Annotated in this window: 16 protein-coding genes and 1 riboswitch; of the genes, 13 read left to right on the top strand and 3 right to left on the bottom strand. The window is 70.8% G+C overall.

The genetic code is table 11. The annotated features are described in order from the left end of the window. Positions 1–27: 27 nt before the first annotated feature. Together V5E28_RS04925 and V5E28_RS04920 are read left to right on the top strand one after the other, a co-directional pair. Positions 28–1,002 carry a glycosyltransferase family 2 protein gene (locus tag V5E28_RS04925; RefSeq protein ID WP_336205147.1) on the top strand — a complete coding sequence of 325 codons (975 nt, stop codon included), beginning with the start codon at positions 28–30 and terminating at the stop codon, positions 1,000–1,002. Continuing rightward, positions 999–2,237 (top strand): polysialyltransferase family glycosyltransferase, encoded by a 1,239-nt coding sequence (locus V5E28_RS04920; RefSeq protein WP_336205146.1) that lies wholly within the window; start codon positions 999–1,001, stop codon positions 2,235–2,237. The genes V5E28_RS04925 and V5E28_RS04920 overlap by 4 nt, the downstream gene beginning before the upstream one ends. On the opposite strand, the gene V5E28_RS04915 is transcribed toward V5E28_RS04920, so the two are convergent. Both V5E28_RS04915 and V5E28_RS04910 read right to left on the bottom strand, forming a co-directional pair. Then, complete coding sequence (locus tag V5E28_RS04915) at positions 2,234–3,388, bottom strand: DUF6716 putative glycosyltransferase (protein ID WP_336205145.1); 1,155 nt, start codon at positions 3,386–3,388, stop codon at positions 2,234–2,236. The genes V5E28_RS04920 and V5E28_RS04915 overlap by 4 nt on opposite strands. Then, positions 3,385–4,347 carry a hypothetical protein gene (locus V5E28_RS04910; RefSeq protein WP_336205144.1) on the bottom strand — a complete coding sequence of 321 codons (963 nt, stop codon included), beginning with the start codon at positions 4,345–4,347 and terminating at the stop codon, positions 3,385–3,387. Before V5E28_RS04910 ends, V5E28_RS04915 begins: the two co-directional genes overlap by 4 nt. A 95-nt stretch (positions 4,348–4,442) precedes the next feature. Between V5E28_RS04910 and V5E28_RS04905 the strand changes: the two genes are divergently transcribed. The 11 genes from V5E28_RS04905 to V5E28_RS04855 all read left to right on the top strand — a co-directional run bounded on the left by V5E28_RS04905 (position 4,443) and on the right by V5E28_RS04855 (position 16,096). Then, a complete protein-coding gene (locus tag V5E28_RS04905; protein WP_336205143.1) occupies positions 4,443–5,258 on the top strand; it encodes an aldo/keto reductase in 816 nt (271 codons plus the stop codon). 45 nt (positions 5,259–5,303) lie between these two features. After that, complete coding sequence (locus tag V5E28_RS04900; protein ID WP_336205142.1) at positions 5,304–6,257, top strand: Gfo/Idh/MocA family protein; 954 nt, start codon at positions 5,304–5,306, stop codon at positions 6,255–6,257. Between the two features lie 119 nt (positions 6,258–6,376). Then, positions 6,377–6,514, top strand: a riboswitch (cyclic di-AMP (ydaO/yuaA leader). 13 nt (positions 6,515–6,527) lie between these two features. Further along, entirely contained in the window at positions 6,528–7,193 is a 666-nt protein-coding gene (locus V5E28_RS04895; protein WP_336205141.1) for a CHAP domain-containing protein, read from the top strand. Positions 7,194–7,380: 187 nt separating this feature from the next. Then, positions 7,381–7,809, top strand: coding sequence for a YciI family protein (locus V5E28_RS04890; RefSeq protein ID WP_336205423.1), 429 nt, complete (start codon positions 7,381–7,383; stop codon positions 7,807–7,809). Between the two features lie 127 nt (positions 7,810–7,936). After that, on the top strand, positions 7,937–9,187 hold the full coding sequence (locus V5E28_RS04885) for an RNA polymerase sigma factor (RefSeq protein WP_336205140.1): 1,251 nt from the start codon (positions 7,937–7,939) through the stop codon (positions 9,185–9,187). A 268-nt stretch (positions 9,188–9,455) separates the two neighbouring features. Next, on the top strand, positions 9,456–10,787 hold the full coding sequence (locus tag V5E28_RS04880) for an ABC transporter substrate-binding protein (RefSeq protein ID WP_336205139.1): 1,332 nt from the start codon (positions 9,456–9,458) through the stop codon (positions 10,785–10,787). 86 nt (positions 10,788–10,873) lie between these two features. Next, positions 10,874–11,824: a carbohydrate ABC transporter permease gene (locus tag V5E28_RS04875; protein WP_442945771.1), complete on the top strand. Its 951-nt coding sequence runs from the start codon at positions 10,874–10,876 to the stop codon at positions 11,822–11,824. Further along, positions 11,821–12,672 carry a carbohydrate ABC transporter permease gene (locus tag V5E28_RS04870; RefSeq protein WP_336205137.1) on the top strand — a complete coding sequence of 284 codons (852 nt, stop codon included), beginning with the start codon at positions 11,821–11,823 and terminating at the stop codon, positions 12,670–12,672. The genes V5E28_RS04875 and V5E28_RS04870 overlap by 4 nt, the downstream gene beginning before the upstream one ends. Beyond that, entirely contained in the window at positions 12,669–14,081 is a 1,413-nt protein-coding gene (locus V5E28_RS04865) for a GH1 family beta-glucosidase (RefSeq protein ID WP_336205136.1), read from the top strand. Before V5E28_RS04870 ends, V5E28_RS04865 begins: the two co-directional genes overlap by 4 nt. Then, positions 14,062–15,060, top strand: coding sequence for a LacI family DNA-binding transcriptional regulator (locus V5E28_RS04860; RefSeq protein ID WP_336205135.1), 999 nt, complete (start codon positions 14,062–14,064; stop codon positions 15,058–15,060). Before V5E28_RS04865 ends, V5E28_RS04860 begins: the two co-directional genes overlap by 20 nt. 40 nt (positions 15,061–15,100) lie before the next feature. Next, entirely contained in the window at positions 15,101–16,096 is a 996-nt protein-coding gene (locus V5E28_RS04855; protein WP_336205134.1) for a phosphotransferase family protein, read from the top strand. On the opposite strand, the gene V5E28_RS04850 is transcribed toward V5E28_RS04855, so the two are convergent. Continuing rightward, the gene (locus tag V5E28_RS04850) at positions 16,040–18,283 is read right to left on the bottom strand and encodes a M64 family metallopeptidase (protein WP_336205133.1); all 2,244 of its coding nucleotides are present in this window, start codon (positions 18,281–18,283) and stop codon (positions 16,040–16,042) included. The two genes, V5E28_RS04855 and V5E28_RS04850, sit on opposite strands and share 57 nt — an antisense overlap. Between the last annotated feature and the right edge of the window lie 50 nt (positions 18,284–18,333).

The following is an 18,333-nucleotide window of genomic DNA, read 5'->3' as shown; positions in this document are numbered from 1 at the left end:
GGCCCGTCCCGCACGTGGAGACCCACATTGATCACTCTCTCGGTCGTCGTGCCGGTGCGCGACGGCGAGCGGTTCCTCGCGGACGCGCTCGCCTCGCTCTGCCGCAACGCCCGGCACGACTTCGAGTTCATCGTGGTGGACGACGGGTCGGTGGACGCGACCGGCGACATCGCCGAGGACTTCCGCGCCGACCTGCCCGGCCTGGCCGTGCTCCGCAACCCGGCGCCACTGGGGCTGGCGGACGCGCGCAACGCCGGGCTGTCGGCCGCGTCCGGCCGGTACGTCACGTTCATGGACGGCGACGACTGGCTCGCCCCCGGCTATCTGGCACGGCTCGTCGAGGCTGTCGACGGGCTCGGCTGCGACTTCGTACGCGCCGACCACGTACAGGTCGAGGGGCGCAAGCGGGTCGTGCACCGGGCCCCGCTGGCGCGGCGGGGCGCGGTGCACGACCCCCGGTCGGCGATCCTGCCGGCCGGGGTGCGGACCATGGTGGACTACCCGTACGCGTGGGCGGGCGTCTACCGCCGCTCGCTGGGCGACCTGCTGCGCTTTCCCGGCTCGCTGCACACGGCGGAGGACCGGCCGTGGATCTGGCGGCTGCACCGGGAGGCGGCGTCGTTCGCGGTGGTGTCGCTGGCCGGGGTGTTCTACCGGCGGCAGGTGTCCGGCTCGCTCACGCAGGTCGGCGACGAGCGGCAGCTGCATTTCTTCGACGCCTTCGACCTGGTGTTCAAGGATCTGGAAGAGGAGTTCCTGCCCAAGGCGGTGCGGAACTTCTGCGCGCTGCTGGCCCACCACCTGGAGATCGCCGACCGGTTCACGCCGGCGCTCCGGGCCCGCTTCGAGGAGCGCGGCGCCCAGACGGCGGGCGCGCTGCCGGCCGAGCTCGTGACCGAGGCGGTGTCGGGGATGTCCCCCGAACGCGAGGCCGTGCTGCGGGCGCTGCTGCCGAGCCTGCCCGGGGACTCCCGCAGGCACCGCGTCCGGGAGGACACATGACGACCGTCTTCTACGCCTCGACCCTGTTCGGCGCCATGTCGCTGGCGGCGGCCATCGACGACGGCGCCTTCGGCGAGGGCCGCAGGGTCCTGCTGGTGTCGAACAACGCGGTGATCCCGGAGGTGGCGGTGCCGCTCGACGGCGCCCCCGGCTTCTCGGCGCTGCGCTCCCGCTTCGACGAGGTGCACTCCTGGAATGACCTGATCGCCCCGCTGCACCCGTCGGACTGGCGGGCCCGGGTGATCGAGGTGCCGATGCTGGAGCGCCTCGTCAACGCCCGGCTCGGGCTCGGCGCGGTGGACGAGCTGGTGCTGGAGTCGATCGCGGTCCCGCCGGCCCGCACCATCGCGGGCCTGGTGCGCGACTGTCCCATCACCGTCTACTCCGACGGCCTGATGAGCTACGGCCCGACCCGCGACCCGCTGCCCGCCGAGATCTTCCGCCGGATCACCCGCCTGCTGCACCTGGACCTCGTTCCCGGCCTGACGCCCCTGCTGCTCAGCGAGTACGGCGTCCCGGCGGCGACGATCTCCGAGGCGGCCTTCCTGGCGGTGGTGGCCGAGGTCACGGCGACCGCCCCCGACATGCTCGCGGCGGAGGCGATGATCCTCGGCCAGTATCTGTCGGCGCTGGAGATCGTCACCCCCGAGGAGGAGGCGGCGCTGCACGAGTCGATGCTGCGCGGCCTGGCGGCCCGCGGCCACCGGACCGTCGTCTTCAAACCGCATCCGGCGGCGGGCCGCGGGCACGCCCGGCTCCTCCGGGCCGCGGCCGCCCCTCTCGGCGTGCGCCTGCTGGTGGCCGGGGAGAGCGTGCCCGCCGAGGCCTGCTTCGCTGCGCTCCGCCCCGAGCTGGTGGTCGGCTGCTTCTCCACCGCGCTGGTCACGGCCGGCCGCTACTTCGGCCTCCAGGTCGCCACCCACGGCACGGACCTGGTCCTGGAACGCCTGACGCCGTACGAGAACAGCAACAGGATCCCGGTCACCATCGTCGACGCCCTCCTGCCCCGCCTGTCGGCCGACGGCCCCGTCGACCGGCCGTCGGAGCCGGACATCCAGGCCCTCGTCAGTACCGTCGGCTACTGCATGCAGGCGGACGCCTACCCCGGCCTGCGCCCGGACGCGATCGACTTCGACCCGCGCTACTTCAAGCGCAAGCGCCTGGAAGCCCTGGACCTGCTGCCGAAACCGACGGCGCTGAGCCGCTTCCGCAAGCGGCTCAGGTCGGCCCTCTAGGTGAGCACCTTCAGGTAGCGGCGGACCCGCCGGCCCGCGCGGAGCATGGTGGGCGGGATCTCCACGCGCAGCCGGGCCCGGCGGCGGGCGGCGGCGTGCTCGGGCCCGTCGAGCAGCGACCTGGCGGGAATCCGGGGCCGGGAGATCGTCAGCCCGGCCAGCAGCCCGGCCCAGTCGTTCCGCGCGGCGGGATGGAAGTAGTTCGCGGCGCACCACGCCGGCTCGGCCTCGCGGAAGCCGCCCACGGCCAGCTCGTCGAGGGTGCCGAGCAGGCCGCTGCCCTCGAACACCAGGTTGATCATCTCGGCGCTGACGCCGAAGTCGCTCAGCACCAGCAGCGGCACGTCCTGAGCGATGGCCTCCAGCGCCGCGGTGGAGCTGACGGTGACGAACCCGGCCGCCTTCGACAGGTGCTCGCGCATCGAGCCCGCCTCGAACCGCAGCCTGCCCGGCTCCCCCAGCTCGCGCCAGAGCCGCTGGTAGTGGTGGCGCTCGCGGTGGGTCTGCTGCTCGTCCTCCAGGGCGCGCAGCTTCACCACCACGTCCAGGTCGGGCCTGCGCTCGGCCAGCTCGGCCAGCGAGCGCAGGATGCGCTCGCGGTCGTCGCGGGCGCGCGGCACCTTGGCCTGGGTGGCGAACACCACCCGGTCGCCGTCGGCCCGCTCCGCGCCGGGGCGCAGGAACGGCAGCCTGGCCAGTCCGATCGTCCCTCCGCCGCCCAGCCGGGAGGCGATGGCGGCGAACTCGGCCACCTCCCGCTCGCTGTGCACCACGAACAGGTCACAGCCGCTGCGGAACAGCCACGCCTTCTCGGTGGCGGGCACCGAGATGCCGGGCAGCCCGGTCACGAACACCGGCCTGGGCCGCAGCCCCTCGAGCACCTCGGCCACCAGCACGTCCACCACGGGCCCGGTACAGGCCACCAGGATCACGTCCGGCCTGGACCGTTCGGCCGCGCGGCGCACCGCCCGCGCCGACAGCACGGGCGGTACGGGCCGGCCGCCCACGGCGGCGGCGATCTGCGCCGCCGACGGGGCGATCGGGGTGCGCACCACCAGGAGCTCGCTCTCGCAGCCCTCCGGCAGGTCGCCCAGCAGGCAGGCCGCCCATTTCAGATACGAGTCGGAGTCGGCGACCGCCAGCACTCTCACCCCGTCACTCCTGTCATCCGTGTCACTTGCGTGAGATGTGAGCGCAGCGCGGGAGCCGCCCTGCTGGTCCACCAGTCATCGGGGACGTCGACGGGCTCCACCGCGACGCCGCGCGGGCCGAGCAGCACCCGCAGCGAGGAGATCGCGGTGGAGGGCAGGCTGACCACCCGCTGGCCGGGGTCGAGCCCGCGCAGTCTCAGCTCGGCGGGCACGCCCGCGTCGTGCACGGTGATGCCGGGACGCTCCCGGATCAGCGCCACGTCCACCGGGTCCTCGCGGCGGTGCGGATAGTAGGCGAGCGGCTCCCGCGAGGCGAGCTCCATCAGCCAGGACAGGTAGCGGTCGCGGCGCACCAGGCCGTTCCTGACCAGCGAGGTGCCGAGCACGACGGTCCGCTCGGCGGGGCCCGGCTCGCCGAGCGGCTGCCCGCGCAGCCAGGTGAAGTCGTGGCGCACCAGCTCGACGCCGGCTTTCCGGACGGCGTCGGCCAGGTCGCCGGGCACGGGCAGGGCGGTGAACACCGTGACGCTCCCGGCGCGCAGCCTGACGGCCGCGGCCAGTCCCAGCGCCGCCCGGAGCGCTCCGGGCTCGGCCCGCGCGCGCAGCAGCGGCCGGTACGGTCCCGACGCCAGCAGCTCCAGCAGCCGGATCGTGGCCAGCCCGTCGTCCACGACCACGATGCGGCCGGGCAGGGCGGTGAGCCAGCGCAGCTGGACCTTGCCGGAGAAGGCGTCGCCGACGGCTCGGAGCCGGTGTGGCATGCGTTCGCACGGTTCGGCCAGCTCAAGCCCCTCGGGCAGGGCGAGGCGGCTCAGCTCCCGCCGGGTCGCCTTCAACGCGCGCAGCTTCGCCCGCGGCACCACGGCGGTGGCAGGCCCCATCAGCCCCGCGTGGTGGGCCTCGACGGCGCACAGCATCTGGAGCGGGGACTCCACCCAGGCCGACGCCTGTTTGACCACTTGTTCTCCCAGCCAGGTGATGGCCCGTTCAGGACCGCTTCAAGCTAGCCCGGGCTGCTTAAGCCGCTCGGAACGGGACGTGAACAATGGAGGGTATGAACTCGCTACGGCTTTACAGAGACGGCGTAGAGATCCCTCAGCTCGGCTTCGGCGTCTGGCAGGTGTCCGGCGCCGAGACCGAGCGGGTGGTGAAGACCGCGCTGGACATCGGCTACCGCCACATCGACACCGCGACGATCTACGGCAACGAGGAGGGCGTGGGGCGGGCGGTGCGCGCGTCGGATATCCCGCGGAGGAAGGTCTTCGTCACCACCAAGCTGTGGAACGACGACCACGGCCGGGTGCGGGGGGCCTTCGACGAGAGCCTGGCGAGGCTCGGCCTGGACTACGTCGACCTCTACCTGATCCATTGGCCGGCGCCGAAGCAGGACAGGTACGTGCAGGCCTGGCGCGAGGTGGAGAAGATCTACCGGGACGGCCAGGCCAAGGCCATCGGCGTGTCCAACTTCACGATCGACACGCTGACGCGGCTCATGGACGAGACCGACATCATCCCCTGCGTCAACCAGATCGAGCTGCACCCCTACTTCCAGCAGAAGCAGATGCGCGAGTTCCATGACAAGAACGGCATCCTCACCGAGGCGTGGGGTCCGCTGGGCCAGGGCAAGGGGCTGCTGGAGGACCCCGCGCTCACGGTGCTGTCGGAGAAGCACGGCAGGACGCCCGCCCAGATCGTGCTGCGCTGGCACATCCAGCTCGGCAACGTGGCCATCCCGAAGTCCGTCACCCCGTCGCGGATCAAGGAGAACTTCGAGGTGTTCGACTTCACGCTCGACCATGAGGACATGGCGGCCATCGGGGCGCTGAACCGCGGGCGGCGGCTCGGCGCCGACCCCGACCAGTTCGGGTGAATCGGTCAGATACCGCATGAGCGGATATATCAGTACGATCTCCGCGTGCGAGATCTGACGTGGGGCATAGCGGCAACAGGTGGCATCGCTCGGACCGTGGGCGCGGCGATCGTGGCCGAACCCGGGATGCGGGTGGCCGCCGTCGGCTCCCGCGACCTCGGCAGGGCCGAGGCGCTGGCCGCGACGCTGGGCGCCGAGTCCGCCTACGGCTCCTACGCCGAACTGTGCGCCGACCCCGCGGTCGACGCCGTCTACGTGGCCACCCCGCACGCCCAGCACCTCGAGGTGGCCGAGGCCGCGATCGCGGCGGGCAAGGCGGTGCTGTGCGAGAAGCCGCTCGCCGCCACCGTGGCCGACGCCGAGCGCATGGTGCGCCTGGCCCGCGAGGCCGGGGTGTTCCTGATGGAAGCGATGTGGATGCGGTTCAACCCGCTCATCCAGATGCTGGCCGCCGACCCCCGTTTCGGCGAGATCCGCTCGGTGCACGCCTCGTTCGGGTTCGCGCTGCCCTACGATCCCGCGCACCGGCTCTGGGCGCCGGAGCTTGGCGGGGGCGCGCTGCTCGACCTGGGGATCTACCCGCTCGGGCTGGCTCAGCTCCTGCTCGGCATGCCGTCGGGCATGCACCTGACGGGTTCGCTGGCGCCCTCGGGGGTGGACGCGGAGGCGGCCGGGGTGCTGCTCTACCCGGGTGGCAGGCGCGCCCTGGTGGACGTCTCGCTGCTCGGCCACTACCCCAACTCCGCCAGCGTGGTGGGCACCGAGATGCGCGCCGACATCGACGCCCCGTTCTGGGCGCCGCGGCGGGTGGTGCTCAGCGGGCCGTCGATGGAGCCGGAGGAGCACGTGCTCGATCCCGCGGACAACGGCTACGCCGGAGAGCTGCGCGAGGTCAGGGCCTGTTTGGTAAAGAATCGGACGGAGAGCGCGATCATGCCTCTTGACGAAACCCTTGCCATGATGGGACTTCTGGCCGACGCTCGCGGGCAAGTCCCCTAACTGGCGGTTTATGCGCTTGTAATCCTCTTGCCGTGTGTATTACCTTGTGGGGCATTCGAGGCATACGTCCGGTTTATCCGTTCGTTGCCAAACCATCGCAATGTACGCATCACAGGATCCCCCTGTGACCGCTGAATCCGCCATGTGCGGAACCGGGGACCCACGTCCTTTGGGGTGAATCGGCACCATCGGTGCCGTAGGGCAGCTTCCACGCCCGAACCCGTCAGCTAACCCGGTAAGCGGCATGGAAGCAAGGAGTTAACCCCCTCGATGGCGAAGCACCGTCTTGCTCGTGCCCTGAAGTCAGACCACCTGCGCGCCGCCCTCGGCGCGACCATCATCGCCACCGCGCTGGGCACCGCCGCCGTTCCGGCCTACGCGACCCCCGCCGTGCAGGATAACGTTTCCAAGCAGAACAAGCCCGACGACGCGAACAAGATCAATGTGACCGCCTCACAGGTCCTGGAACTGGCCAGGCAGCAGGTCGGCACGTCCGAGAACGCCCGCGGCGGCGGCACCAAGTTCCAGCAGTGGTACGCCCGGTCCCCCCGCGCCATGGAGACCGTCCGGCGCGACGGGGGCGACCCCACCGCCTACCTGAACGCCGCCTGGTGCGCGATGTTCGTCTCCTGGGTCGGCGAGCAGACCGGCGCCCGTCCCCAGGTCGGCTGGGACGCCTACACCGTGACGCATGCCAGGTGGTTCAAGAACAACAACCGCTGGGGCACCGTCGCCAAGCCCGGAGCCGTCGTCTTCTTCTCCTGGAACGGCGGCAAGAGCATCGACTCCATCCAGCACGTCGGCTTCGTCGTCAAGGACAACCGGAACGGCACGATCTCCACGATCGAAGGCAACACCGGCAACGGCAAGGTCGAGGAGCGCGTCCGTCCCAAGTCGCAGGTCGTCGGCTACGGCTACCCGCGGTACGCCGCCTGATAGCGGCCACTTCACCCCGCAGTACTTTGCCCCGTCGAGAGCGCGCATCCCGGTTGCGGATGCGCGCTCTCCACGTTTCCGGAAAAATCTCCACACGTGTGTCGATCCGGCCGCCGGTGGTTCGACGCGTCGATGAGGGCCCCGCAGGGAGCCGTCCGGACGAGAGGGAGATCGCACCGTGAAGTTCATGATCGTGGGCAAGGCCAGCGAGGAGACCGAGGCCGGCGTGATGCCCAGCCAGGAGCTGGTCGACAACATGATGGCCTACAACGAGGCCCTGGTGAAGGCGGGCGTGCTGCTGGCGGCCGAGGGGCTCTACCCGAGCTCGCAGGGGGCGCAGATCGCCTACAGCGGCGGCAAGGCCAAGGTGATCGACGGCCCGTTCGCCGAGGCCAAGGAGCTCATCGCCGGGTTCTGGCTGATCCAGGTCAAGTCCCGGGAGGAGGCTCTCGAATGGGCGCTGCGCGTTCCGGTGCCGCCGGGACATGACGGCATCGGACTCGACGTCTGGCAGGTCTTCGACGCGACGGACATGCCCGAATCGTCGCTGAGCCCCGAGACGGCCCAGCGCGAGGCGGCACTGCGCGAGACCCTGGAGGACAGGCAGGAGTCCTGAGCGACCTCCGCGGAGCACGGCGCAGCTGAACGCGCCGTCCCCCCGCGATGCCCGGCGTGGCGGCCAGTGTGGCGGCCGGCGTGGCGCGCGAGTTGCGCCGGGCGGCGCGGGCTGTTGTCATGGGCCGGTGACTGCTTCCGAGACGCATCAGGCGATCGAGGCGGTGTGGCGGATCGAGGCCGCCAGGCTCATCGCCGGGCTGACCCGGCTGGTGCGCGACATCGGCCTGGCGGAGGAGCTCGCGCAGGACGCGCTGGTCGCGGCGCTGGAGCAGTGGCCCGAGTCCGGGGTGCCACGCAATCCGGGCGCGTGGCTGATGGCCGTGTCGAAGAGGCGGGCCATCGACATGATCCGCCGCCAGGAGCGGTTCGAGCGCAAGCTGGTCGAGCTCGGCCGCGCCGAGTTGGCCGAGCTCGGCGACGAGGGCCACCAGCCCGAGGTGGACGAGATCGAGGACGACCTGCTGCGGCTGGTGTTCATCGCCTGCCATCCGGTGCTGTCGACCGAGGCGCGGGTGGCGCTCACCCTGCGGGTGCTGGGCGGGCTGTCCACCGACGAGATCGCCCGGGCGTTCCTGGTGCCGGAGCCGACGGTCGCGCAGCGCATCGTGCGGGCCAAGCGGACGCTGACCGCCCAGCAGGTGCCGTTCGAGGTGCCCCAGGGCGAGGAGCTCGCCCGCCGGCTCTCGTCCGTGCTGGAGGTCATCTACCTGATCTTCAACGAGGGCTACGCCGCGACGGCCGGCGACGACTGGATGCGGCCCGGGCTCTGCGAGGACGCGCTGCGGCTCGGCCGGGTGCTGGCCGGGCTGATGCCGAAGGAGCCCGAGGTGCACGGGCTGGTGGCGCTGATGGAGATCCAGGCCTCGCGCTCCGCCGCGCGCGTCGGCCCGTCCGGCGAGCCCGTCCTGCTGCTGGAGCAGAACCGGGCCCGCTGGGACCGGCTGCTCATCCGCCGCGGCCTGGCCGCGCTCGATCGGGTGGAGGGCCTCGGCGGCGCCATGGGCCCCTACGCGCTGCAGGCCGCCATCGCCGCCTGCCACGCGCGGGCGTTCACCGCGGCGGAGACCGACTGGCCGCGCATCGCGGCGCTGTACGAGTCGCTGGCGAGGATCTCGCGCTCGCCGGTGGTCGAGCTCAACCGCGCGGTCGCGCTGAGCATGGCCTACGGCCCCGCCGCCGGGCTGGCGCTGATCGACCAGATCGTGGACGATCCGGCGCTGAAGGGCTACCACCTGCTGCCGAGCGTGCGTGGTGACCTGCTGTTCAAGCTGGGCCGCACGGCCGATGCCAGGGCCGAGTTCGAGCGGGCGGCCACCCTGACGCGCAACGAGCGCGAGCGCGCCCTCCTGCGGGAGCGCGCCGCCGCCTGCGACTGACACCGGCCCGAATGGCTGGGGTTCGACCGGAGTGGGGCAGAAACGGTGCGCATGGGATGGGAGCGCTCCCAAATAGCTCTATGGGCGATTCTCGCCCGGAAATCCGCTTCTCGGACACCAAATCACCACCCAGGTAACGGTTGAGTTTCGGGACGTTGACGCCCGGACGCCGTACGGGCACTCTTTGTGGGAGCGCTCCCAAACGACCTCCTAATCGCGGGACTGTCGCGATGCACCTCCCACGATCCACACCCAAAAGGGGTACGGAATGACGAACCACAAGCGCTTTTTTGTGACCGGAGTCGTGGTCACCGCGCTGGCCGCCATGACAGCCGCGTGCGGTGGCGACCCGGCGACGCCGGCCTCCACGGCCGGCGCGACGGCGGCGGCCGAGCCGGTCACGATCAACGTGCACACCTTCGGCGCCGGCGAGAACTTCGGCTATGACGAAGCCGTCAAGAAGTGGAACGCCGAACACCCGAACATCCAGGTCAAGTACTCCAACCTGACCGACAGATTCGAGGACGTCTACCTGCCGCAGCTGCTTCAGCGCCTTCAGGCCGGCAGCGGCGCCGGCGACATCGTCGGCATCGACGAGGGTGCGATGGGCCTCCTGGCCGCCCGCCCGCAGTTCTTCACCGACCTCGGCGAGCACGGCCTGCAGGACCGCAAGGCCGACTTCCCCGCCGCCAAGTGGGAGACGGGCGTCAACGCCGACGGCAAGCTGTTCGCCCTCGGCACCGACATCGGCGGCATGACGATGTGCTACCGCAAGGACCTGTTCGAGAAGGCCGGCCTGCCGACCGAACGCGAAGAGGTCGCCAAGCTGTGGCCCGACTGGAACGCCTACCTGGAGACCGGCAAGAAGTTCCAGGCCGCCACCAAGGACGCCAAGTGGATGGACGGCCCGAACACGATCTACAACGTGATCCTGTCGCAGGAGGCGCCGAAGAACGGCAACATCTCCTACTTCGACAAGAGCAACCAGCTCGTGATCGAGACCAACCCGGCCGTCAAGACGGCCTTCGACTGGGTCCAGAAGTTCAGCCAGGAAGGCATGACCGCCAAGCTGCAGGCCTTCAGCCCGCCGTGGACCAAGGCCATCAAGGGCGGCGACTTCGCCACCATGGGCTGCCCGTCGTGGATGCTCGGCGTCATCTCCGGCGCCGCCGGTGAAAGCAACAAGGGCAACTGGGACGTCGCGGCCGTGCCCGGCGGCACCGGCAACTGGGGCGGCTCCTGGCTCGCCGTCCCCAAGCAGACCAAGCACCCGAAGGAAGCCGCCGAGGTGCTGAACTACCTCACGGGCAAGGAAGGCCACATCGCGGCCTTCAAGGAGGCGGGCGCCTTCCCGAGCTCCATCCCCGCCCAGCAGGACCCTGAGGTCGCCGGCCTGAAGAACGAGTACTTCAACGACGTGCCGACCGGGGAGATCTTCTCCACCTCGGTGAAGGACCTGCAGCCGGTCTTCCTGGGCGAGAAGCACGCCCAGGTGAAGACCTCGGTGGAGAAGGTGATCGAAGGCATGGACCAGGGCGCGGTGAGCTACGCGGAGGCCTGGTCGAAGTTCACGGCCGCGGGCGTCAAGGCAGCGGGCTGACCGCTCGCCGCCCTCTGGAACGGGTGGCGCCTCCCCATCCCCCCGGGTGGGCGCCACCTCCTCCCGAACCGGCTCGAAAGGCTTCCATGACTCTCCAACTAGCGCCCCCGCGGCATGCGTCCGGGAAGCGGACGGCGCCGCGCCGGCGGATGGCGCGCTTCGACGTCAGGGGTATGCCCTACCTCCTGGTGTCCCCCTATTTCCTCCTCTTCGCCATCTTCGGGATCTTCCCCCTCGGGTACACCCTCTGGCTCTCCCTGCACGACTGGGAGCTCGCCGGGGACAAGAGCTTCACCGGCCTGTCGAACTACACCGAGCTCATCGCGGACGCCGAGTTCTGGAACGCGGTGTTCAACACGGTCGGCATGTTCGTCATGTCCACCATTCCCCAGATCGTGCTCGCACTGCTGCTGGCCAACGCGCTCAACAAGCGGCTGCGCGGCAGGCTGCTGCTCCGCCTGGGCGTGCTGCTGCCGCTGGTGACCTCGGTCGTGGCCGTGGCGGTCATCTTCAGCGGGCTGTTCGCCCGCGACTACGGCCTGTTCAACTGGATGCTCGGCCTGGTCGGCATCGAGCCGATCGCCTGGCAGAACGAGAAGTGGTCGTCCTGGGTCGCCATCTCCACCATGATCGACTGGCGGTGGACGGGCTACAACGCCATCATCCTGCTGGCCGCCATGCAGACGATCCCCAAGGATCTCTACGAGGCCGCGGCGCTCGACGGCGCGTCCGCGCGCAGGCAGTTCTGGCAGATCACCATTCCGATGCTGCGGCCGACCATCGTGTTCGTCGTCTTCATCTCCACCATCGGCGGCCTGACGCTCTTCACCGAACCGGTGATGTTCGAGGGCAACCCGCAGATGACGGGCGGCACCACCGGCCAGTACCAGACGGTGGCGATGTTCGTGGTCGAGGCCGCCTTCCGCAACTACGAGATGGGTTACGCCTCGGCGGCCGCCTGGCTGCTGTTCGTGCTGATCCTGATCGGGACCGCGGCCAACTACTGGTTCACACGTCGTATCGGGGGTTCGCGATGACGACCGTCCAGTCCGGAAGCCGCATGTGGGACGCAGGGGCTCTCACGAAGGCGGTGCTGGCACTGGCTCTGCTGCTGTCGGCCTTCCCGATCTACTACATGTTCATCATGGCCACCCGGTCCAACGAGGAGGCGCTCGACGTGCCTCCGCCGCTGCTGCCCGGGGGCGAGCTCGGCGAGAACGTCCGCCGGCTGCTGGCGACCGAGGACGCCTACTTCGTGACGGGCCTGGTCAACTCCGCGATCGTGTCGGTGACCGTGACCGTGTCGGTGGTGCTCATCTCGACGCTGGCCGGCTTCGCCTTCTCCAAGCTGCGTTTCCGCGGCTCCAAGATCCTGCTGGGACTGATCCTGGTGACGATGATGGTGCCGCTGCAGCAGATGGGCGTGGTGCCGCTGTACGAGCTCATGGTGACGCTCGGCTGGACCGGGCAGCTCCAGGCGGTGATCCTGCCGTTCCTGGTGAACGGGTTCGGCGTGTTCATGATGACGCAGTACGCCTCCCAGGCGGTGCCCGACGAACTGGTGGAGGCGGCCAGGGTCGACGGCGCCACCACGATGGGCATCTACCGCAAGGTCATCCTGCCCGCTCTGCGGCCGGGCATGGCGGTGCTGGCACTGCTGGTGTTCATGCAGACGTGGAACGAGTTCATGTGGCCGCTGATCGTGCTGCTGCCGGAGAACCCGGTGGTGCAGACGTCGATCGCGGCGCTCAACCAGGCCCACGGCACCGACTACGTGATGCTGTACACCGGCACCGCCGCCTCGGTTCTCCCTCTCTTCGTGGTTTTCGTGCTGTTCGGCCGCCAGATCGTCGGCGGCCTGATGGAAGGTGCGGTCAAGGCGTGACGACTCAGGAGGAGCAGACCCGCTCCCAGCTGCGATTCCCTACCGGGTTCTCGTGGGGTGCGGCCACCTCGGCCTACCAGATCGAGGGCGCGGTGACGGCCGACGGCCGTGGCACGTCGATCTGGGACACGTTCACCAGAACGCCTGGCAGGGTGGTCGGCGGCGAGCACGCGGAGGTGGCCATCGACCACTACCACCGTTACCGGGACGATGTCCGGATCATGGCGGACCTGGGCCTGAGCGCCTACCGCTTCTCGGTGTCCTGGCCGCGCGTCCAGCCGGACGGGTCCGGGCCGGTCAACCACAAGGGCCTCGACTTCTACAAGCGCCTCACCGACGAGCTCCTGTCGCACGGCATCGACCCGTGGCTGACCCTCTACCACTGGGACCTGCCGCAGTCCCTGGAGGACGCCGGCGGCTGGCCGAACAGGGACACCGCGCTGCGCTTCGCCGACTACGCGGCGGCGGTGCACGAGGCGCTGCACGACAGGGTGCACACGTGGAGCACCGTCAATGAGCCGTGGTGCGCGGCCTTTCTGGGTTACGCCTCGGGCGAGCACGCACCGGGACGCCGCGAGCCCGAGAACGCGATCCGGGCCGCGCACCACTTGAACCTCGCCCATGGCCTGGCCGTACAGGCCATGGACGCGCGGCGGGTGGGGGGCTGCGTGAACCTGTACGCGGTCACCCCGGCCACCACGAGCGAGGCGGACCTGGACGCGGCGCGCCGCATCGACGGGCTGCAGAACAGGTTCTTCCTCGACGCGCTGCTGACCGGCCGCTATCCCGAGGACGTGCTCGACGACCTCGGGATGGACATGTCCTTCGTCGAGGACGGCGACCTCAAGACCATCAACGCGCCGATCGACCTGCTGCTGGTGAACTACTACAGCCGCTTCACCGTCTCGGGCGCGCCCGGCGACGGGCGGGCGTCCGCCGCCGCGGCGCCGGTCGAGACGGGCTCGCCGTGGGTCGGCAGCGAGCACGTGTCGTTCGTGGAAGGGGGCCGCCCGGTCACCGCCATGGGCTGGGAGATCGACGAGAGCGGCCTGGTCGAGGTGCTGCGGACGGTGGCGCGCGAGTACCCGCCGATCCCGCTGGTGGTCTCGGAGAACGGCGCGGCCTTCGAGGACGTGCTGGAGGACGGCCAGGTGCACGACGCCGAGCGGCGCGCCTACTTCGACGCCCACCTGCGCGCCTGCAAGACCGCGATCGATTCCGGCGTTCCGCTGGAGGGCTACTTCGCCTGGTCGTTGATGGACAACTTCGAGTGGGCCTGGGGTTACGGCAAGCGGTTCGGGCTCGTGCGGGTCGACTACGAGACCCAGGAGCGCCTGCTGAAGGACAGCGCGATCTGGTATGCCGAGATCATCCGGCAGAATAGGCGCCATGAACCGACCGACTCTTGAGGCAGTCGCAGCTCGGGCCGGGGTCGGCCGAGGCACGGTGTCGAGAGTCATCAACGGCTCGCCGAACGTCAGCGAGAAGGCCCGCGAAGCCGTGCAGCAGGCGATCCAGGAGCTGGGTTACGTCCCCAACCGGGCCGCGCGGGCGCTGGTCACCCGCCGCACCGACACGGTCGCGCTGGTCGTGTCGGAGTCGGAGGGCCGGCTGTTCGACGAGCCCTACTTCGCGGGCACCATCCGGGGCATCGGCTCGGCGCTCACGGAGACGGGCCTGCAGCTGATCCTGGCCATGGCGCGCTCCCGCGCGGAGCACGCCCGGCTGGAGCACTACCTGACGGGGCAGCACGTCGACGGCGTGCTGCTGCTGTCGCTGCACGGCGCCGACCCGCTGCCGGGCAGGCTGGAGGCGATGGGCGTGCCGACCGTGCTGGGCGGCAGGCCCGTCGGCCTCACCCCTTACAGCTACGTGGACATGGACAACAGGGCGGGGGCGCGGCAGGCGGTCAAACACCTGCTGGGCCTCGGCCGTTCCCGGATCGCGGTCATCGCCGGCTCCCAGGACATGGGCGTGGGCGTCGACCGGCTCGCGGGCTACCGCGACGCGGTGCTTCCCTCCGGCCTGCCCGAGCTGGTGGCCTACGGCGACTTCTCCGAGGAGAGCGGCGCGTCGGCGATGGCCGAGCTGCTGGCCGCCCATCCCGACCTCGACGCGGTCTTCGCCGCCTCCGACCCGATGGCGCTGGGCGCGATGCGGGTGCTCAAGGCGGCGGGCAGGGCCATCCCCGAGGACGTCGCGGTGATCGGCTTCGACGACTCGAAGGCGGCGCTGCACGCCGACCCGCCGCTGACCACGGTCCACCAGCCGACCGAGGCGATGGGCCGCCAGATGGCGCTGCTGCTGGTGGCCCGGATCAACGGCGAGGAGCTGCGCCAGCCCGTGGTGATACTCGACACTCACCTGGTGCGCCGCGAATCCGCGTGACCTGGACGATCGGTGCTGCCCGGCAGCACAATCAGATCCCGTGGACAGCAGGACGAAACGCCGTTTATCCCCCGCCGAACTCGACGCTCTCGCCCGCCGCGCCCTCGGCGCGGGCGTGGCGGGCCACACCGAGCTGACCGACGGCTACGCCAACGCGGTCTGGCGGCTGCGCCTGGACGACGGCCGCGAGGTGGTGTGCAAACTGTCGCCGCCGCCCGAGCTCGAGCAGCTCAGCTACGAGCGCAACCTGCTGCGGATGGAGGCGTCGGCGTACGAGCTGGCGGCGGGCGCGGGAGTGCCGGTGGCGAGGCTGCTGCGAGCCGGGTTCGACGATCCGGTGCTGGGCGGCGACTACCTGATGCTCGGCGCGCTCGACGGCGTGTCCTGGAACGACGTCAAGCCCACCGGTGAGGACGAGCTCCGCCGCGAGCTGGGCCGGCTCCTGGCGCGGTTCAACGCGGTGACCGGCGAGGTGTTCGGCTACCCGCACGCCGGGATCACCGGCTCCACCTGGCGGGAGGCGTTCCTCGCCATGGTGGGCGCGCTGCTCGGTGACACCGAGCGCTACCCGACCCCGCTGCCGGAGCCGCCGGCGCGCATCCGCGCCGTGCTGGAGGCGGCCTCCCCCGCGCTCGACGAGGTGACCACGCCGCACCTGGTGCACTTCGACATCTGGCCGGGCAACGTCTTCCTGGACCTGACGGGCGTCCCGCGGATCCAGGCGATCATCGACCACGAGCGGGCCTTCTGGGGCGACCCGCTGGCCGAGTTCGTCACGCCGACCATCTTCGGCGAGCTGCGCGAGGACGACCCGCTGCTGACCGGCTACCGCGAGGTGACCCCGCTGGAGCTCACCCCGGCCGCGCGTGTCCGGCTCGACCTCTACCGCGCCTATCTCTACCTGATCCTGCTGGTGGAGAACGGGCCGCGGCAGTATCCCGAGTCGGAGTACGCGCGGGTCCGCGATCAGGCCTTCACCTCACTGGGGGATGTTCTGGACCGCCTCGTACGCCTTGCCCCTGGGGCCGTCGGGTAGCTCGCGGCACTGCCCGCCGCTCGCGCCGGTGACCTCGTTCGGCACGCCCAGGTCGGCGGGCGCGGGCGTGTTGCCGGTGCAGGCCAGCGCGCCCCTGACGGTGGTGCCCGACACGATCGGGGCGGTGTTGCCGGTGAGCAGCGCCGCGCCGCGCACTTCGGCGCCCACGATGGCGAGCGTTCCGGTGCGGTCGACGGCGAGCGCGCCGTCGAGGCGGGCGCCGAGCAGGTGCACGGCGGCGGCTCTCGAGGCGGTGAGCGGGCCGGAGACCCGCCCGCCGGTGACGACGAGCGACGCGCCGGCGCGCACGGTGACCGGTCCGGTGACGTGCGCTCCGGCCAGGCAGGTGACGCCGCCGGTGACGGTCAGCGGGCCGCGGTGGGTGCCGGTGACCGTCCGGGTGCAGGCGGGCGGCGGCGCGATCGTGGTGACGGTGAAGCTTTTGGCCCCGCCGTGGTTGCCCGCGGCGTCGATGGACCGGTACTCGATGGTGTGCCGGCCCCTGGGCAGCTTGCCGTACACGAGATGGTCGATGACGGTGCCCTGCTCGGTGAAGGTCCACGGCAGCTCGGAGGAGGTGGGCCAGCCGAAGTAGTTGAACCAGCCGTCGCCGTCGACCCTCGACTCCGACACCACGTAGCCGTCTCGGTCGTCGTCGCCGGTGAGCCGCATCGAGAACGGCCCGTTGTAGACGTAGGTGTCGCCGGACCTGGCCAGCGGCTCGGACAGCTCGTAGCGGGTGCTCGGCGCGACGGCGTCGACGGTCCAGGTGAGCGTGTCGCCGCCGAGCGCGGCGGTGAGCTCGTGGGTGCCGGCGGCCAGGTCGAGGTCGCCGAGGTCGAGGTCGGAGCCGCTGCCGCCGACCGGTTCGCCGTCGAGCTTCCAGTCGACCTCGGGCACGGTCGCCGCCGGGTGCGTGGTCTCCACGGAGACGACGTCGGCCCGGCCGAGCGGCCGGCCGGTCGGCGTCGAGGAGACGAAGCCGGGCGTGACGCCGTCGGGCGGGGTGGTCAGCGCGGTGTCGACCGTCCAGGTCCGGGTCCTGGTCATGGCGCCGCGGACGGCCGGATCGCGGACGAACTCCGTCGGGTCGCTGACCGTGGCGGTGACCGTGTGCGTCCCGGGCGCCAGGCCGAGCGTGCGCAGGTCGAGCGTGTCGGCGTCGCCGGGCAGGTCCGTGCCGTCCACGGTCCAGGTGGTGACCAGGCCGTGGCTCACCGGGCGCATCGGCTCCACCCAGAGCACCCGGTCGGCGCCCACGGGAGCGGTGGCCGGCGTCGCGTCCTGGATCACCATGGTCTTGGCGGTGATCCGCTGCGCCATGACCTCACGGCCGACCTGGTCGAAGTAGTAGCCGAGGCTCTTCATGATGGAGTGCGCACTGGGCCGCCAGACGCCCGTGGTCGTGTAGAGGCCGCCCTCGTACCGGCCGATCGGGCCGCCCGACTCGCTGGGGTCGCCGAGCCAGCGCCACCACTTCCTGCGCTGGTCGCGCATCTCCTGCTCGGACAGCAGCGTGTGGTGCGCCGACGACGGCTCGGGGCCGGTGTAGGCGCCGCCGGGGACGCCGCGCTGGTAGTAGTCGTACTCGTCCTGCAGCCCTCCCAGGGAGTGGCCGAGCTCGTGCGGGCTGATCAGGGCCGACATCGCGTTGCTGCCGGACGCGGTGGCGTAGGAGCCGCCCGCGCCGCCGTAGGTCCCGCTGTTGCCGAGGGCGAGGATCTGCCGGTTGCCCGAGGTGGTGCCGGTGACCAGGTTCGCGTACCGGTTCGCGGCGGCGTTGTCCATGGTGATCAGCCGCTGCACGCTGCCGGGATTGCACTGTCCCCAGAAGCCCATGCTGAGCGGTGTGGTCTTCCTCGGCGAGGTCAGGTCGGGGTCGCAGCTGATGCCGGAGTCGCCGGAGACGATGTCCACCCGGTAGACGTTGAGATAGTTCCGGTAGGACTTGAACGGCTCGATCGACCACATCACGTTGAGGTGCCGGTCGACGTCCTCGCGGAACCTCCCCTGCTCGGCCTCGGTGTAGCCGTCGCCCATGATGATCAGGTTGAACCGCTTGGCCACCGCGCCGGTCACCTGTACGGGCACCACGGTGGCGGTCCCCGGTTCGGCGGCGCTGTCGGCGGCAGCGGGAGGCGCGTACAGGAGGGCGGCGGCCAGCACCAGGGCCGCGAATCTACGCATGCCTCGCACTATCGGCCCGGCAGCGGCGGCAGTCTCATCCCATATAGGCA

This window comes from Nonomuraea sp. LPB2021202275-12-8 (genome assembly GCF_037044575.1).
Classification (GTDB): Bacteria; Actinomycetota; Actinomycetes; order Streptosporangiales; family Streptosporangiaceae; genus Nonomuraea.
Note: the sequence above shows the minus strand (reverse complement) of the source record. Positions and strands in the feature narration are given on the sequence as shown.

Coding starts and splice junctions, on each gene's coding strand:
- V5E28_RS04880 (WP_336205139.1), top strand. CDS start 9,456: ATGACGAACCACAAGCGCTTTTTTGTGACCGGAGTCGTGGTCACCGCG.
- V5E28_RS04895 (WP_336205141.1), top strand. CDS start 6,528: ATGGCGAAGCACCGTCTTGCTCGTGCCCTGAAGTCAGACCACCTGCGC.
- V5E28_RS04920 (WP_336205146.1), top strand. CDS start 999: ATGACGACCGTCTTCTACGCCTCGACCCTGTTCGGCGCCATGTCGCTG.
- V5E28_RS04870 (WP_336205137.1), top strand. CDS start 11,821: ATGACGACCGTCCAGTCCGGAAGCCGCATGTGGGACGCAGGGGCTCTC.
- V5E28_RS04850 (WP_336205133.1), bottom strand. CDS start 18,283: ATGCGTAGATTCGCGGCCCTGGTGCTGGCCGCCGCCCTCCTGTACGCG.
- V5E28_RS04890 (WP_336205423.1), top strand. CDS start 7,381: ATGATCGTGGGCAAGGCCAGCGAGGAGACCGAGGCCGGCGTGATGCCC.
- V5E28_RS04860 (WP_336205135.1), top strand. CDS start 14,062: ATGAACCGACCGACTCTTGAGGCAGTCGCAGCTCGGGCCGGGGTCGGC.
- V5E28_RS04875 (WP_442945771.1), top strand. CDS start 10,874: ATGACTCTCCAACTAGCGCCCCCGCGGCATGCGTCCGGGAAGCGGACG.
- V5E28_RS04905 (WP_336205143.1), top strand. CDS start 4,443: ATGAACTCGCTACGGCTTTACAGAGACGGCGTAGAGATCCCTCAGCTC.